Source organism: Paenibacillus cremeus (assembly GCF_007786445.1).
Taxonomy (GTDB): domain Bacteria; phylum Bacillota; class Bacilli; order Paenibacillales; family NBRC-103111; genus Paenibacillus_G; species Paenibacillus_G cremeus.
In genome coordinates, this window is the sequence record NZ_VNJI01000015.1 from 1 (window position 1) to 14,691 (window position 14,691).

Genomic DNA, 14,691 nt, shown 5'->3' on the forward strand with positions numbered 1-14,691 from the left:
GGATGGACGTACCGCTGGTGTACCAGTTGTCTCGCCAGAGGCACGGCTGGATAGCCAAGTACGGAAGGGATAAGCGCTGAAAGCATCTAAGCGTGAAGCCCCCCTCAAGATGAGATTTCCCAGAATGTAAGACCCCTTGTAGACGACGAGGTAGATAGGTTCGGGGTGGAAGCGCGGCAACGTGTGGAGCTGACGAATACTAATCGGTCGAGGGCTTATCCAAAAGATTCAGTGAGCTTTGTTTCGAATCCAGTTTTCAGGGTGCAAATCCTGAACAATCCGTTTGGTGATGATGGCGGAAGGGAACCACGCGTACCCATCCCGAACACGACCGTTAAGCCTTCCAGCGTCGATGGTACTTGGACCGCAGGGTCCTGGGAGAGTAGAACGTCGCCAAGCAACTGAAAAAGGGCTTCTTTGGACATAATCCAAAGAGGCCCTTTTAGTTATAATTGCTCAGAGGACTGTCCGATCCGCTACAAAAACTTCACGAGTTTGTGCTTGACACTCAAAAAGTCCTTTTGATAAGATTGCAATAATATTCTGATGGAGAAGAAACTAGGAGGGTTAATTTCGTGTGGGAAACTAAGTTTGAAAAAGAAGGTTTGACATTTGACGATGTGTTGCTCGTGCCTCGGAAATCGGATGTGTTCGGCAAAGAAATTGATATCTCTACGGAATTAACGGATTCGATCAAGTTAAACGTTCCTTTCCTTAGCTCGGCGATGGATACGGTGACGGAGTCGGCCCTTGCGATCGCAATGGCTCGAGAAGGCGGTATCGGGATCATTCACAAGAATATGTCCATCGCTCAGCAAGCGGAAGAGGTAGACCGTGTTAAGCGTTCGGAGAGCGGTGTAATTACGAACCCATTCTCTTTGACTCCTGAGCACCATGTATACGACGCGGAAGCGCTGATGGCGAAATACCGTATCTCCGGGGTACCGATTTGCGATGAGAACAACCGTCTGGTTGGAATTTTGACGAATCGGGATTTGCGGTTTGTTCACGACTACTCGATCAAGATTAAAGAAGTGATGACGAAGGAAGAACTGGTGACGGCGCCGGTTGGGACTACGCTGCAGCAGGCAGAAGTCATTTTACAGAAGCATAAGATTGAGAAGCTCCCGCTCGTTGATGAAAATAACATCCTGAAAGGCCTTATTACGATTAAAGATATCGAGAAGGCTATCCAGTTCCCAAATTCGGCTAAGGATAAGCACGGCAGACTGTTGGTCGGCGCGGCTGTAGGGGTATCCAAGGATGTAATGGAGCGTGCGGCTGCACTGGTTGAAGCTGGTGTGGATCTGATCGTCGTAGACTCCGCACACGGTCATCACATTAACATTCTCAATACAGTGAAAACCTTGCGTACCCAGTATCCTACGTTGCCGATCTGCGCGGGGAACGTAGCGACGGGAGAAGCGACGAAAGATTTGATTGAAGCAGGCGCTAGCATTGTGAAGGTGGGGATCGGCCCTGGCTCGATCTGTACGACTCGCGTTATCGCAGGGATTGGTGTACCGCAGATTACTGCAATTTATGATTGCGCATCGGTAGCCAGAAAATATAACGTACCAGTCATCGCTGATGGTGGTATTAAGTACTCCGGCGACGTATCCAAAGCTATTGCAGCGGGTGCTAGTGCAGTGATGATTGGAAGTCTCTTTGCAGGTACGGAAGAAAGCCCAGGTGAGTTTGAAATTTTCCAAGGCCGTCGCTTTAAAACGTACCGCGGCATGGGCTCCCTCGGCGCCATGAAGGAAGGCAGTAAAGACCGCTACTTCCAAGAAAACGAAAGCAAGCTGGTGCCGGAAGGTATTGAAGGCCGCGTGCCTTACAAAGGACCTTTGGCGGATACGCTGTATCAGCTGATCGGCGGACTTCGTTCCGGGATGGGCTATTGCGGAGCTAGAAATATTCTAGCCTTGATCAACGAAACTTCGTTTATCCGAATTACGGGTGCCGGACTTCGTGAGAGCCATCCACATGATGTGCAAATTACGAAAGAAGCGCCAAACTACTCTTTATAATTCATGCTATAAATTGGAAGGAACGGAAACCTTGGGATCCGTTCCTTTTTTTTGTACAGCAAAAGTGCCGTATGGTACAATAGGGATTGCGTGTTTTGGACTACATAAACTAATTGCATAGGAGTGAGTATGGTTTGTTTTTTAATGTGAAGCGCGTTTGTGCTGTTGTTGCTGTCACTTTGTTTCTGAACTTTTCTCTTGCTCTGGTACAAGCCCCTACGGTCAAGGCGGCGGATGCACCGGTGGATTTGAAGCTGGAGGCGACGTCTGCGTTCCTTATGGAGGCGAGTACCGGACAAATTTTATATGAAATGAATGCGGATAAAGCGCTGCCGCCAGCCAGTATGGCGAAGATGATGACCGAGTACCTGGTTATGGAAGCAGTCAAAAGCGGTAAATTCAAATGGACGGATATGGTAACAACAAGTAAATACGCTGCGGATGTCATTGGTTCGGGGGACTTGCTGGCTGAAGGCGAACAAGAGACCATGGACGATATGTTCGCTGCTTTATCCATTTATTCGGCGAATGACGCTGCTGTTGCGCTAGCCGAATTTATCGGAGGCACGGAAGAAAACTTTGCAAAAATGATGAATCAAAAGGCAAAGGACTTCGGACTGTCGGATCAGGCGCATTTTATTAATGCTACCGGCTTGTCGAGAGCCGACCTTGGGAAATACGCACCGAAAGAGCTTCAAGGTGAGACTATGCTTACCGCCAAGGATGCAGCCATTATCGCTTATAACATTTTGAAGGATCACAAAGAAATTTTGAAATATACAAGCACGCCATCGAAAAAGTTCCGTGAGAAGGACAAGACCCCCATGATCAACTGGAACTGGATGCTGGCGGGGAACAAGGATAATGTGAACTTCAAGCGTTATGCCTATGAAGGTTTGGATGGTCTGAAAACAGGGCATACCGATGAGGCAGGCTATTGCTTTACAGCAACCGCAGAACGTAATGGTATGCGTCTGATCAGTGTAGTTATGGGTACGAAGACGGAACCGAAGCGTTTTGACGAGTCTCGTAAGGTATTGGATTACGGTTTTAACAACTTTGAAATGAAACAGGTTTTGACGGCTAAAACGGAAATAGATTCCCTCAAAACCGTGAATATTAAAAAAGGTGTAGGCACGGAGGTGCCAGTCGTCACCCAAACCGGAATTACTGTTGTGGCTAAGAAAGGTGCGAAGCCTGAGGAGTTTTTGATCACAGCGGCACCGCTCGAGGATAGCAGCAAGCTAGTAGCGCCGATCACCAAAGGGCAAGTGCTGGGTACGGTGAAGGTGACGTACGGCGGTAAAGAGCAAATCACCAATCTGATAGCGACGGATGACATGGAGAAGGGCAGCTGGATTCGATTGTTTTTCCGGGCGATCAAAAACTTCTTTGTGGATATGCTCCATGGTTCCAAGAAAAGCTAATAGCCGGGTAACTGGGTTGTATAATTAGTACGGTTCATGTAAAATAATTGTTTAGTTAGTTTGTCGTTTTTTCGCGGAACGTGACTCAATAAATAAAGGTTATTGGAGGAGTCGGACATGGAAACAGGTACATCTCGTGTAAAAAAAGGTATGGCTGAAATGCAAAAAGGCGGCGTCATCATGGACGTCATGAACGCAGAGCAAGCTCGCATTGCTGAAGCAGCAGGAGCATCCGCTGTAATGGCACTGGAGAGAGTACCTTCGGATATTCGTGCAGCCGGCGGTGTGGCTCGTATGGCCGATCCTACGATCGTAGAAGAGGTTATGAAGGTGGTCTCCATTCCGGTTATGGCGAAAGCTCGGATTGGTCATTTTGTAGAAGCGAAAGTGCTCGAATCGATGGGCGTAGACTACATAGATGAAAGTGAAGTTTTGACGCCTGCGGATGAAGTGTTCCATATTAACAAAAGAGAATTTACTGTACCATTTGTTTGCGGTGCTAAAGATTTGGGCGAAGCCCTTCGTCGGATCGGTGAAGGTGCGTCCATGCTTCGTACCAAAGGCGAGCCGGGAACTGGGAACATCGTTGAAGCGGTGCGCCACATGCGGATTATCAATGGCCAAATTCGCAAGATCCAAGCCCTATCCAAGGACGAGCTTATGGCTGAAGCAAAAAACTTGCAAGCTCCTTACGAGCTTTTGCTTCAAGTACACGAAAACGGCCGTTTGCCGGTCGTTAACTTTGCAGCTGGCGGCGTAGCTACCCCTGCCGATGCAGCTTTGATGATGCACCTTGGATCTGACGGCGTATTTGTAGGCTCCGGTATTTTCAAATCGGACAACCCGGAGAAATTCGCTAAAGCGATTGTTGAAGCTACAACGCACTACACGGATTATGAGCTGATCGCGAACATTTCCAAAAACCTCGGTACCCCAATGAAAGGCATCGAGATTTCCAAGCTGCATGTAACTGAGCGTATGCAGGATCGCGGCTGGTAAGAAAGTTTTTGGGCCAAGGAAGAAGGTTGAGTCTCGATGAAAATCGGAGTGCTCGCTCTGCAAGGAGCGGTGGCTGAACATATTAAATTGATCGAACAGGCCGGCGGCGAGGGCGTCATCATCAAGAGGACGGAGCAGCTGCAGGATATTGACGGCATCATTATTCCCGGTGGAGAAAGCACGACCATCGGGAAGCTGATGCGTACGTATGGCTTTATTAACGCCTTGCGCGAGTTTTCGCAGCAGGGCAAGCCGCTTTTTGGCACTTGTGCGGGTCTGATTGTGCTGGCTAAAGAAATTTCAGGTCAGGACGATGCTCATTTAGGGTTAATGGACATTCGTGTGGCCAGGAACGCTTTTGGACGCCAGCGGGAGAGCTTTGAAACGAATTTGGATGTGAAGGGCATCGATACCGATGTTCGTGCGGTGTTCATTCGTGCTCCTCTTATTGAGGAAGTAGGAGAAGGCGTGGATGTACTGTCGACGTATAATGGCCAAATCGTTGCCGCTAGGCAGGGGCATTTGCTCGCTGCATCGTTTCATCCGGAATTGACCGATGATGAGCGCATGCATGCCTATTTTCTAGACATGGTACGTGAGTCGAGGTAGGAGGGATCTCCTTGTTGGATGTTAAACTGCTCCGCAGTGATATGGATAAAGTAAAACAGGCAATGGCAAATCGGGGCGGAAAAAACCTCGAGGAGCTGGATCGTTTCACGGGTTTGGATACGAAGCGCAGAGAGCTGCTGCAGGAAGTCGAGCAGCTGAAAAATCGCCGGAATATCGTTTCGCAGGAAGTGGCACAGCTTAAAAAAGCCAAAGAGAATGCGGATCATCTCATTGAAGAGATGAAGGTCGTCGGCGATCGCATCAAGGCACTCGACGAAGAGATTCGTGTGCTTGAGGCCGATCTGGATTCCATCATCATGGCTATTCCCAACGTGCCTCAGGACAATGTTCCTGTAGGGCTATCGGAAGAAGAAAATGTGGAGATTCGCCGTGTAGGTGAAGTGCCGTCGTTTGCTTTTGAGCCGAAGCCACACTGGGAGGTTGCTCAGCAGCTGGGTATTTTGGATTTTGAAGCGGCGGGTAAGGTAACCGGTTCTCGCTTTGTGTTCTATAAGGGGCTTGGCGCTAGGCTGGAACGGGCTCTGATCAACTTCATGATGGATCTGCATGCGGACCAGCATGGGTATGAAGAGATGCTTCCTCCTCAGATCGTCAATCGCGATAGCTTGACGGGTACGGGGCAGCTGCCAAAGTTTGAAGAAGACGTATTCAAAATCGAGGGAACGGATTATTTCCTGATTCCAACGGCAGAAGTTCCGGTAACAAACTATCATCGAGAAGATATTTTGTCGGTGGAGGAATTGCCGAAGTATTTCGTTGCTTTCAGCGCTTGCTTCCGCTCGGAGGCCGGTTCGGCTGGACGGGATACCCGCGGCTTGATCCGTCAGCATCAATTTAATAAGATTGAGCTGGTCAAGCTGACCACTCCGGAGAGCTCAAACGATGAGCTGGAGAAGCTCACAGCAGACGCGGAGAAGGTCCTCCAGCTGCTGAAGCTTCCATATCGTGCTCTGGCGCTTTGTACGGGCGATATGGGCTTCTCGTCGGCCAAGACGTATGATCTGGAGGTTTGGCTGCCAAACAGCAATACATACCGCGAAATTTCGTCTTGCAGTAACTTCGAGGACTTCCAAGCCCGCCGCGCGAATATCCGTTTCCGCAGAGACAGCAAAGCGAAGCCGGAGTTCGTGCATACGCTGAATGGCTCGGGACTGGCCCTTGGAAGGACCGTTGCCGCGATCTTGGAGAACTATCAGCAAGAGGATGGCAGTGTTCTGATTCCTGAAGCACTACAGCCTTATATGGGCGGCATCAGCAAGATCAGCAAAAATTAGCGCTTGAATTCGATTTTTGTTTTGTGATACAATGCTATTTGTCACCCGGAGAGGTGGTCGAGTGGTTTAAGGCAGCGGTCTTGAAAACCGCCGTAGGGGTGACTCTACCGTGGGTTCGAATCCCACCCTCTCCGCCATACATACAAGCATGACGACCTGTACGCAGGTCGTTTTTTTGTTGTATGCGGAGCAAGCAGGTGGGATGAGAACCGAAGGTTCGTCGGAGCGTAGGCATCGGTAGGATTAGCTTCGCAGTCGGGCCTCGGAGAGGACCGTATCCCACCCTCTCCGCCATACATACAAACATAACGACCTATACGCAAGTCGTTTTTTTGTTGTATGGGGAGCAAGTAGGTGGGATGAGAACCGAAGGTTCGTCGGAGCGTAGGCATCGGTAGGATTAGCTTCGCAGTCGGGCCTCGGAGAGACCGTATCCCACCCTCTCCGCCATACATACAAGCATGACGACCTGTGCACAGGTCGTTTTTTGTTGTATGGGGAGCAAGCAGGTGGGATGAGAACCGAAGGTTCGTCGGAGCGTAGGCATCGGTAGGGTTAGCTTCGCAGTCGGGCCTCGGAGAGGACCGTATATGTATGCGGAGCAAACAGGACTACAAAGTCATGCCCAAATGGGATGGCTTTTTTTGCTTTTTAAGCCTTGGTATAAAGAGGTGCGTGTCATCACATTTTAAGGATGTGGAGGTGTTAAAATGAGCAAACACGATACTCTGCAGCTGGACGGACAGCGTTTGGCTGACGCATGGGCAAAGACGCTTCTTACGGTTCTGAACGGCTCGGACCGTGCGGAAGTGAAGAAGGATGAGGCTGAAGCAAACGCCCTTCGGATTCATATTAAAACCGCCGGGCATAGTTTTTACAGCTTCGACTTTAAATGCTCTTATGTAGACTCTCGGGAAGTGAAGGTAGAGCTGATTGACGTGGAGCGTGACGGGGTGAGCGTAGATGAGCGTACGGATATCATTCAGACGATGGTAGACGACTACGTAAGGCATATCCATGAATGCGCCCAACAGCTGCACGCTTTGACGACGAGCTGATAGGAAAGGAACGTATGCGATGACGAAAAATAAAAGTTCGGTGGATAAGAACCTACAGAATGTCGTAAAAGACCTCGACAAGACGGTAGTAAACAGTCATCACGCGCAGCAGCTTCAGCAGCAGACGAATGACAATCGACATCAAGACGCGCTAAATCATGATTCAGCATCGACAACACCTTCGATGTTGGATGATAAAGAATAGGAGCGATTACTATGCCTAAGGACATTCCTCAGCCCGTCAACCCACCGAGCGGCAGGCAAAATCAAGTTGAGCGTCGACAGCCAAACGAGCCGCTTTCAGGATCCAAAAAAGTAAAAAATCAAAACCATAGCCGGCAAAATAACGGCGAAGGATAATAACGACAGCCTCTTACTTGACGTAAGAGGCTGTCGTTTATATATTACATATAACCGAACTACAAATTGCCCTGTTCTAATCCTAGAAAGCATTCACTCATCAAATTATGTGCGATTTCTTCGTTGTCCGTATAGCCGTAGAGTGCAGCTCCGCCAGCAATAGCATCACAAACATCATCGAAGATCGTACAAATGGAAATTGAATATTCATCATAAATGATGTAATAGAAATTCGTTGGCTGCATCTATCTACACGCTCCATCCAATAGAATTCCACCTCATTTTACCATGAAGCCTAAAAAAAGAGAATCGTTTTGATATTATTCTGGTCTTATTTTCCAAAATTATTTATCCTAAGGTAAAAAATGATTTCTCACTTCACACTAGCTGTTGAAAGAGGAATTTTTTGAAGCTGTTGCGTAAAATAAGAAGAGATACAAAGGAGGGAAGCCGAATGATAATCCTGAAATCGTCGGAAGAAATCGCACAGATGCGCAAAGCTGGACAGGTGCTGGCGAAATGTCATAATGAAATTGCCAAGCAGATCCGTCCGGGAATAACGACGCTAGAAATCAATGATTTTGCAGCTCGGTTCATAAAGGAGCACGGAGCAGAGCAGGTGACCAAGGGCTTTCGAGGATATCCGTTTGAAACATGCGCATCGGTCAACGATGTGATTGCCCATGGGTTTCCGAACAAGGAACCACTGCAAAATGGAGATATTGTTAAAATGGACATTGTATGCAGCTATGAGGGCTGGATGGCGGATTCATGCCGAACTTACGCGGTTGGGACGATCTCTGACGAAGCGCAACGGCTGATCCGAGTGACTAAAGAATGTCTGGAGCTAGGTATTGAAAAGTGCGTCATCGGGAACCGAATCGGGGATGTCATGCACGTGGTTCAAGAACACGCGGAGCAGGCCGGGTTCTCCGTTGTGAGAGATCTCGTAGGTCACGGCATTGGTCGATCGATGCACGAGGAGCCTTCTTTTCCTCACGTAGGTAAGCCTGGAAAAGGGTTTCGACTGCAAGAGGGGATGGTCATCACAATAGAACCGATGATCAACGCGGGGAAATTTGATATGTTCATTGATTTCGACGGATGGACAGCCCGAACGTACGATGGGAGCCTATCGGCGCAGTTCGAGCACACGGTGGCGATCACCAAGGATGGCCCGATGATTTTAACGCAATAGGGGTTAAAAAAAGCCTGCTTCACATGTTTCGTGATGTAGGCTTTTTGGGTGTCTTATGAGCTTTCGGTTTCTTCCGCTAGCGCTGAAGGAGCATTTTGTGACGTCTGCTCTTGCTCTACGTCGGAGACGGCGCTTGTTACTTGTTCTCCGGTTGCATCCTGCTTTACATTATTGATCCCCTCGTTGTTAAAAACAAAAATTTCATTGGTTGTATTGTTTTCCACACGACATCACCTCTGGCGTTAGTGTGGCGGATGTGATGCGGTTTTATACCGATAAATAAAAAAAGACCCCGGAGCGGAGCCTCGACTGGTCAATGCGAATAAAAATGGCGTCCCCGAGAGGACTTGAACCACTATCTGTCCTTTAGGAGAGGACTGCTCTATCCTGTTGAGCTACGGGGACAAAACCAAGATTAATTATAGCATACGAATATGGCGTAATAAAGGGCTTTCATAAAAACTCGGAGAAAGACGACGAATAAAATGAGCCCTGGTCAATCAAGGATCCAAGCATTCCTTAAACTTTTCCCCGGAGCTTGCGAAAAAATTGCGTCAGCATCGTGCTGCACTCCTCCTGCATCACCCCGCTGATCACCTCGACTCGGTGATTAAACCGATCCTCCTGCAGCAAATTCATCAAAGTTCCGGCGCAGCCAGCTTTGGGGTCGGGCGTACCAAAGATGACTTGACTAATCCGAGACTGAACGATCGCTCCAGCGCACATTGGACAAGGCTCCAAGGTGACGTACAGCCGGCAGTCAAGCAATCTCCATGCATCCAAATGCTCACTGGCTTGTTTTATGGCAATCAGCTCGGCATGCGCTAGCGGATCGCGTGCGGTTTCCCGGACGTTATGACCTCGGCCAATAATTTCGTTGCCGCGAACAATGACGGCCCCAATCGGGACCTCGCGAATCGCTTCCGCCTTACGAGCTTCCTCAATAGCGGCTTGCATAAAGATCAGATGGGAGTCGAAAGACTCAGAAGTCAATGTGAACACCTCACTTATAAACATGTGGATATGCTGTCGAACAAATATTCGTTGTTAACATGCTGTGGATAAGTTTGTGGATAAAATTGCGATATTCACAACCATTGTAGAAAAAATAGGCATCATGTGCAACTTTCCGTTATTCACAAGGGATTATTCACAGGTTGTTGAAGGTGTGCATAATTTGACATTGAAGCAATTGAGGCTGCTATTACACGAGCCTGCAAATACAGATTGAATGGTCCTAGTCTACAAGATATAATAGAATCAACAGAATTGGGCATGATGGCCCAATCGATTAGTTCGAATTGTCATAGGTTCAAAGACTCGCGGGAGAGGTGATCGGATCATGAACAATAAGAACGTGCGAGCCTCCGGAAACATTTCATATGAGATGAGGAAGGAGAAATATAGAAGCCCGAGCGGAATCCTGATGCAAAGCCGTACGGTCGTGGAGAAAAAGGACTTTGTATCCACCGGGGTGTTAACCTATGCGGAAGGGGATATATTAGAGATTGAGATCGCTGAGTATAAAGCCTTCAAGCTGGGAGAAAGCGTAAAGCTTACGGTGTACTCTCCCGGGGGAATATATCCTTTCGAATCGACGGTTGTCGCGATTGATCACGGCGCCCTGATGGTCATTAATCCTCCGCAAAATCGGAATTTGTTTGCGGAGAAACGGGAAAGTCCCCGTGTTAATGTTAGTCAGAGCGGGAAAATAACGTCCATTACGAAGCCTTTTCGAATAAAGCAGCCGTTGGAAAGCCAGGTGGAGCTGCTCGTACAAAACATCAGTGTGATCGGTGTCGGCTTCAAGGTGCTGGATATGATTGATATCCCCAAGCTGGCCAAAGTAGATGTCAGCCTGGATCTTGGATTTGAGCTGGCTTGCAGCGTGGAAATTGTAAGGACCGAGCCTTTGGAGGTCGGGTGTTTTTACGGAGCTAAATATATTGATCTGCCGGCCGACAAGATGAACCCGTTAAGAGCATTTGTGCTGAAGCATCAAGTGATGAATCATTACTCGGTTAAGCGGGAAGAAGAGGAAAAGCGCCTGACGGAGAAGTAGATAGGACAGTGCCTCGGACAATCTTTCGGCTCGGAGCATACACTATGAACAAGGCTCCGAGGGGATGGAACGAAAGCAGTTAGTTATAGAAAATGCCGGTATTCCGTGATGAGCGGATCCGGTATTTTTTGCTGCGCGGGGGTAGGGTGACATGGACAATCCTTTTGTAGTATAATCTTAAGTTAGGTTACTAAAAAATAAGTTCATGCTCCAACAGTAAGCGGAGAAGTGGTTCAATAGATGAATTTAAGGAGTTGTCCTTGAGATGGCATTGAAAGCAGGCATCGTCGGACTGCCAAACGTTGGCAAGTCTACGTTATTTAACGCAATTACACAAGCGGGAGCGGAGTCCGCAAACTACCCGTTTTGTACTATAGATCCGAACGTTGGTGTCGTAGAGGTGCCGGACGAGCGTATGGACCGTTTGGCTGAAATCGTGAACCCGAACCGCATCGTGCCGACGGCTTTTGAATTCGTCGATATCGCCGGACTGGTGAAGGGTGCGAGCAAAGGCGAGGGCTTGGGTAATAAGTTTTTGGCGCATATCCGTGAAGTGGATGCCATTGTGCATGTCGTTCGCTGTTTCCAAGATGAGAACATTACCCACGTTTCTGGTACAGTGGATCCGATCAGCGATATTGAGACGATTAATCTTGAACTGATTTTGGCCGATGTGGATTCCGTAGACAAGCGGATTGACCGTTCCCGCAAGAACATGAAGGGCGGAGACAAAAAGTACGCGCAGGAAGTGGAATGCCTGGAGCGGATAAAAGAAGCGCTGTACAACGATAAGCCAGCCCGCAGTGTGGAGCTTACGGAGGACGAAAAGCTGCTGATTCGCGATCTGCACCTGCTGACAATGAAGCCAGTGCTGTATGCAGCGAATGTTAGCGAAGAGGAAGTGGCGAGTGCGGACGATAATCCTTATGTGCAGCGAGTACGTGAATATGCTGCGCTAGAGGGTGCGGAAGTAGTACCGATCAGTGCGAAGGTGGAGTCGGAAATCGCTGAACTGGAAGGCGAAGACAAAGCCATGTTCCTTGAGGAGCTGGGACTGCAGGAGTCCGGCTTGAACCGTTTGATCAAAGCGGCTTACAAGCTGCTTGGCTTATACACGTATTTCACAGCCGGTGTGCAGGAAGTACGTGCTTGGACGATTCGGATGGGAACGAAGGCGCCTCAGGCGGCAGGTGTCATTCATACGGATTTTGAGCGCGGGTTTATCCGTGCGGAAGTGGTAGGCTATCAGGATCTGGTGGATTGCGGGACGATGAATGCGGCCAAGGAAAAAGGACTGCTACGTCTCGAAGGTAAGGATTATGTTGTGCAAGACGGCGATGTAATGCACTTCCGTTTCAACGTTTAGCTGTTCAGCCGGTAGGGAAACGTGTTTTTCCGGTGCAGCGGCAGGCGGGTTGGATCGGAGGAAATAGGTACGTGGCTGATGAATTACAGCAAAATGAAGAAACGAAAGAAAGAAGAGGTGCATGACGATGTTAGATCGACTTCAAGCGTTGGCAGACCGCTATGAAAAATTAAGCGAGCTGCTGTGTGACCCGGATGTGGCGGGCGATGCGAAAAAGCTGAGAGAGTACTCCAAGGAGCAGTCCGACCTGCAGGAGACTTATGAGGCGTTTACGGAATATAAAAGCGTAGTGGAGCAATACGAGGCCGCGCGCGTGATGCAAAATGAAAAGCTGGACGACGAAATGAAAGAGCTCGTCAAGATGGAGCTGGAGGAGCTGACCGAAAGGAAGGCCGAGCTGGAAGAGCGCATCAAGGTTTTGATGATGCCTAAGGATCCTAACGATGACAAAAACGTGATCGTGGAGATCCGTGGCGCAGCGGGCGGCGATGAAGCCGCGCTGTTTGCTGCTGATTTGTACCGGATGTATTCGAAGTTCGCGGATGCCCACGGCTGGCGGACCGAGATCATGGATGTTAACATGAACGATCTCGGCGGCTTCAAGGAGATCATCTTCATGGTGAACGGCAAAGGCGCGTACAGCAAGCTGAAGTTCGAGAGCGGTGCACACCGCGTGCAGCGTATCCCGACGACGGAATCCGGCGGACGGATTCATACGTCCACTTCGACTGTGGCTGTGATGCCTGAGATGGAGGATTTCGATATCGAAATTCACGATAATGATATCCGCGTCGATACGTTCTGCTCCAGTGGCGCAGGCGGTCAGTCGGTTAACACGACCAAATCGGCCGTGCGCGTAACGCATATTCCTACGGGGATCGTCGCGACGTGCCAGGACGGTAAATCGCAAAACTCGAACAAAGAGAAGGCGCTGCAGGTCTTGCGCGCACGGATCTTCGATAAAATGCAGCAGGAAGAGATGGAGAAGTACGGAGCGGAGCGGAAGAGCAAGGTTGGAACCGGTGACCGTTCAGAACGGATTCGGACGTACAACTTCCCGCAAAGCCGCGTGACCGACCATCGGATCGGATTGACGCTGCATCGGCTCGACAGCGTGCTGAATGGCGACATGGAAGAGATTATCTCCGCCTTGACGATCGCAGCACAAACCGAGCAGATGGATAAAGGAGAATATGCCGGTGTCTAATGCACGGCGGTTAACCATTCGTGAAGCCTATGCCGAGGCTTCTTCTTTTTTGCGGCAGCACGAGGTGCGGGAGCCGGAATCCAATGCGCAGCGGCTGCTCGAGCATGTGCTGGGCGAAAGCCGAAGCGGGATGCTGCTGCGCTGGTCGGAGCCGTTCCCTGCGGAGCTGGAGGTCGACTGGCAGCAGCTGCTGCAGCGCAAGGCGAGCGGCGAGCCGGTGCAGTATTTGATTGGGGAGCAGGAGTTTTATGGGCTCCCCTTTGCCGTGACGCCAGCGGTGCTGATTCCGCGGCCGGAGACGGAGCTGCTGGTTGAGGCGGTGATCCGGATTGGGCGGGAGCTGTGGGGGAATTGTGAAGCCGATGCGAGCAAAAGCATCGGTGAGGTGTCCCCACGGAGCGAGCATGAAAGTGTAGAGCTTAGCCCGGGTCCCGAGGGCGGAGAACGCGCGAACGGTACTGACATCGGCAGCGGCCCTGTGGTGTGCGATGTGGGCACCGGGAGCGGGGCGATTGCCGTGAGCCTCGCGTCGCAGTGTCCCGCGTGGCGCGTGATGGCCTCGGACATCTCGCGCGGCGCACTGGAGGTGGCGCAAGCGAATGCGGCGCGCCACGGGCTAGCCGAGCGGGTCACCTTCGTGGAAGGGGACCTGCTCGGCCCCTACATTGAGCGCGGACTGCGGCTCGATGCGGTGGTGTCGAATCCGCCGTACATTCCGGAGGCGGATGAGTCGGGGTTGCAGCCGGAGGTCCGGCTGCATGAGCCGCGCACGGCGCTGTACGGCGGCGTGGATGGGCTCGTGCTGTACCGGAGGCTGACGGCGCAGCTGCGCCAGCTGCCGGCGATGCCGTCGCTGGTCGGCTTCGAGGTGGGCCAGGGGCAGGCTGCTGATGTCCGCCGGATGCTGGAAGAGGCTGCGGCGTGGGATGAGATTTTGATCCTTCCGGATTTGGCCGGGATCGACCGACATGTGATCGCCTATCGGAAACGTTAGTTTTGTGGTTCGACGAACGGGCTTTCTATCGAACATAGGATTCTAGTAAATGGATTGGTAGATTTGGCAGCCGACTCGTATAA

General features: G+C 50.3%; 16 protein-coding genes, 2 tRNA genes and 2 rRNA genes. 16 read left to right on the forward strand and 4 right to left on the reverse strand.

The features are described 5' to 3' along the window. The 11 genes from FPZ49_RS13735 to FPZ49_RS13785 all read left to right on the forward strand — a co-directional run. Positions 1–223, forward strand: a 23S ribosomal RNA gene (locus tag FPZ49_RS13735); the annotation flags it as partial. Between the two features lie 59 nt (positions 224–282). After that, a 5S ribosomal RNA gene (gene rrf, locus FPZ49_RS13740) occupies positions 283–399 on the forward strand. 176 nt (positions 400–575) lie between these two features. Beyond that, positions 576–2,033 (forward strand): IMP dehydrogenase, encoded by a 1,458-nt coding sequence (gene guaB, locus FPZ49_RS13745; protein WP_144847580.1) that lies wholly within the window; start codon positions 576–578, stop codon positions 2,031–2,033. Positions 2,034–2,167: 134 nt separating this feature from the next. After that, a complete protein-coding gene (locus tag FPZ49_RS13750; RefSeq protein ID WP_144847582.1) occupies positions 2,168–3,460 on the forward strand; it encodes a D-alanyl-D-alanine carboxypeptidase family protein in 1,293 nt (430 codons plus the stop codon). Between the two features lie 117 nt (positions 3,461–3,577). Further along, positions 3,578–4,459 carry a pyridoxal 5'-phosphate synthase lyase subunit PdxS gene (gene pdxS / locus FPZ49_RS13755; protein ID WP_144847584.1) on the forward strand — a complete coding sequence of 294 codons (882 nt, stop codon included), beginning with the start codon at positions 3,578–3,580 and terminating at the stop codon, positions 4,457–4,459. Between the two features lie 36 nt (positions 4,460–4,495). Beyond that, the gene (gene pdxT / locus FPZ49_RS13760) at positions 4,496–5,068 is read left to right on the forward strand and encodes a pyridoxal 5'-phosphate synthase glutaminase subunit PdxT (RefSeq protein WP_144847586.1); all 573 of its coding nucleotides are present in this window, start codon (positions 4,496–4,498) and stop codon (positions 5,066–5,068) included. Positions 5,069–5,079: 11 nt separating this feature from the next. Then, complete coding sequence (gene serS / locus FPZ49_RS13765) at positions 5,080–6,363, forward strand: serine--tRNA ligase (protein WP_144847588.1); 1,284 nt, start codon at positions 5,080–5,082, stop codon at positions 6,361–6,363. A gap of 47 nt (positions 6,364–6,410) precedes the next feature. Beyond that, positions 6,411–6,500: transfer RNA gene (locus tag FPZ49_RS13770), tRNA-Ser, on the forward strand. A 573-nt stretch (positions 6,501–7,073) separates the two neighbouring features. Then, complete coding sequence (locus FPZ49_RS13775; RefSeq protein ID WP_144847590.1) at positions 7,074–7,421, forward strand: hypothetical protein; 348 nt, start codon at positions 7,074–7,076, stop codon at positions 7,419–7,421. Positions 7,422–7,440: 19 nt separating this feature from the next. Next, complete coding sequence (locus FPZ49_RS36750) at positions 7,441–7,626, forward strand: hypothetical protein (protein ID WP_144847591.1); 186 nt, start codon at positions 7,441–7,443, stop codon at positions 7,624–7,626. Positions 7,627–7,637: 11 nt separating this feature from the next. Next, the gene (locus FPZ49_RS13785) at positions 7,638–7,781 is read left to right on the forward strand and encodes a small acid-soluble spore protein P (RefSeq protein WP_144847593.1); all 144 of its coding nucleotides are present in this window, start codon (positions 7,638–7,640) and stop codon (positions 7,779–7,781) included. Between the two features lie 59 nt (positions 7,782–7,840). Here the strand turns inward: FPZ49_RS13785 and FPZ49_RS13790 are convergent, their stop codons facing one another. Continuing rightward, complete coding sequence (locus FPZ49_RS13790; protein ID WP_144847595.1) at positions 7,841–8,026, reverse strand: hypothetical protein; 186 nt, start codon at positions 8,024–8,026, stop codon at positions 7,841–7,843. Between the two features lie 209 nt (positions 8,027–8,235). Here FPZ49_RS13790 and map point away from each other — a divergent pair, with 209 nt between their 5' ends. Further along, complete coding sequence (map, locus tag FPZ49_RS13795; protein ID WP_144847597.1) at positions 8,236–8,979, forward strand: type I methionyl aminopeptidase; 744 nt, start codon at positions 8,236–8,238, stop codon at positions 8,977–8,979. A gap of 53 nt (positions 8,980–9,032) precedes the next feature. On the opposite strand, the gene FPZ49_RS35740 is transcribed toward map, so the two are convergent. The 3 genes from FPZ49_RS35740 to tadA all read right to left on the reverse strand — a co-directional run bounded on the left by FPZ49_RS35740 (position 9,033) and on the right by tadA (position 9,972). After that, a complete protein-coding gene (locus FPZ49_RS35740) occupies positions 9,033–9,203 on the reverse strand; it encodes a hypothetical protein (protein WP_186445816.1) in 171 nt (56 codons plus the stop codon). Between the two features lie 105 nt (positions 9,204–9,308). Continuing rightward, positions 9,309–9,384, reverse strand: a tRNA-Arg gene (locus FPZ49_RS13800). A gap of 114 nt (positions 9,385–9,498) precedes the next feature. Then, entirely contained in the window at positions 9,499–9,972 is a 474-nt protein-coding gene (tadA, locus tag FPZ49_RS13805; protein ID WP_391563821.1) for a tRNA adenosine(34) deaminase TadA, read from the reverse strand. A 349-nt stretch (positions 9,973–10,321) separates the two neighbouring features. Between tadA and FPZ49_RS13810 the strand changes: the two genes are divergently transcribed. The 4 genes from FPZ49_RS13810 to FPZ49_RS13825 all read left to right on the forward strand — a co-directional run bounded on the left by FPZ49_RS13810 (position 10,322) and on the right by FPZ49_RS13825 (position 14,608). Continuing rightward, positions 10,322–11,041, forward strand: a complete 720-nt coding sequence (locus FPZ49_RS13810; RefSeq protein WP_261381399.1) for a PilZ domain-containing protein — start codon at positions 10,322–10,324, stop codon at positions 11,039–11,041. A 265-nt stretch (positions 11,042–11,306) separates the two neighbouring features. Continuing rightward, positions 11,307–12,407, forward strand: a complete 1,101-nt coding sequence (gene ychF / locus FPZ49_RS13815; protein WP_144847601.1) for a redox-regulated ATPase YchF — start codon at positions 11,307–11,309, stop codon at positions 12,405–12,407. Positions 12,408–12,534: 127 nt separating this feature from the next. Further along, a complete protein-coding gene (prfA, locus tag FPZ49_RS13820; protein WP_144847602.1) occupies positions 12,535–13,614 on the forward strand; it encodes a peptide chain release factor 1 in 1,080 nt (359 codons plus the stop codon). After that, a complete protein-coding gene (locus FPZ49_RS13825) occupies positions 13,607–14,608 on the forward strand; it encodes a N5-glutamine methyltransferase family protein (RefSeq protein WP_144847604.1) in 1,002 nt (333 codons plus the stop codon). Before prfA ends, FPZ49_RS13825 begins: the two co-directional genes overlap by 8 nt. The last annotated feature ends 83 nt before the right edge of the window (positions 14,609–14,691 follow it).

Bases quoted from the DNA above. Each gene is read 5' to 3' on its own strand.
- FPZ49_RS13810 (WP_261381399.1), top strand. From the start codon at position 10,322: ATGAACAATAAGAACGTGCGAGCCTCCGGAAACATTTCATATGAGATG.
- prfA (WP_144847602.1), top strand. From the start codon at position 12,535: ATGTTAGATCGACTTCAAGCGTTGGCAGACCGCTATGAAAAATTAAGC.
- FPZ49_RS13790 (WP_144847595.1), bottom strand. From the start codon at position 8,026: ATGCAGCCAACGAATTTCTATTACATCATTTATGATGAATATTCAATT.
- map (WP_144847597.1), top strand. From the start codon at position 8,236: ATGATAATCCTGAAATCGTCGGAAGAAATCGCACAGATGCGCAAAGCT.
- pdxT (WP_144847586.1), top strand. From the start codon at position 4,496: ATGAAAATCGGAGTGCTCGCTCTGCAAGGAGCGGTGGCTGAACATATT.
- FPZ49_RS13785 (WP_144847593.1), top strand. From the start codon at position 7,638: ATGCCTAAGGACATTCCTCAGCCCGTCAACCCACCGAGCGGCAGGCAA.
- ychF (WP_144847601.1), top strand. From the start codon at position 11,307: ATGGCATTGAAAGCAGGCATCGTCGGACTGCCAAACGTTGGCAAGTCT.
- FPZ49_RS36750 (WP_144847591.1), top strand. From the start codon at position 7,441: ATGACGAAAAATAAAAGTTCGGTGGATAAGAACCTACAGAATGTCGTA.
- pdxS (WP_144847584.1), top strand. From the start codon at position 3,578: ATGGAAACAGGTACATCTCGTGTAAAAAAAGGTATGGCTGAAATGCAA.
- FPZ49_RS13775 (WP_144847590.1), top strand. From the start codon at position 7,074: ATGAGCAAACACGATACTCTGCAGCTGGACGGACAGCGTTTGGCTGAC.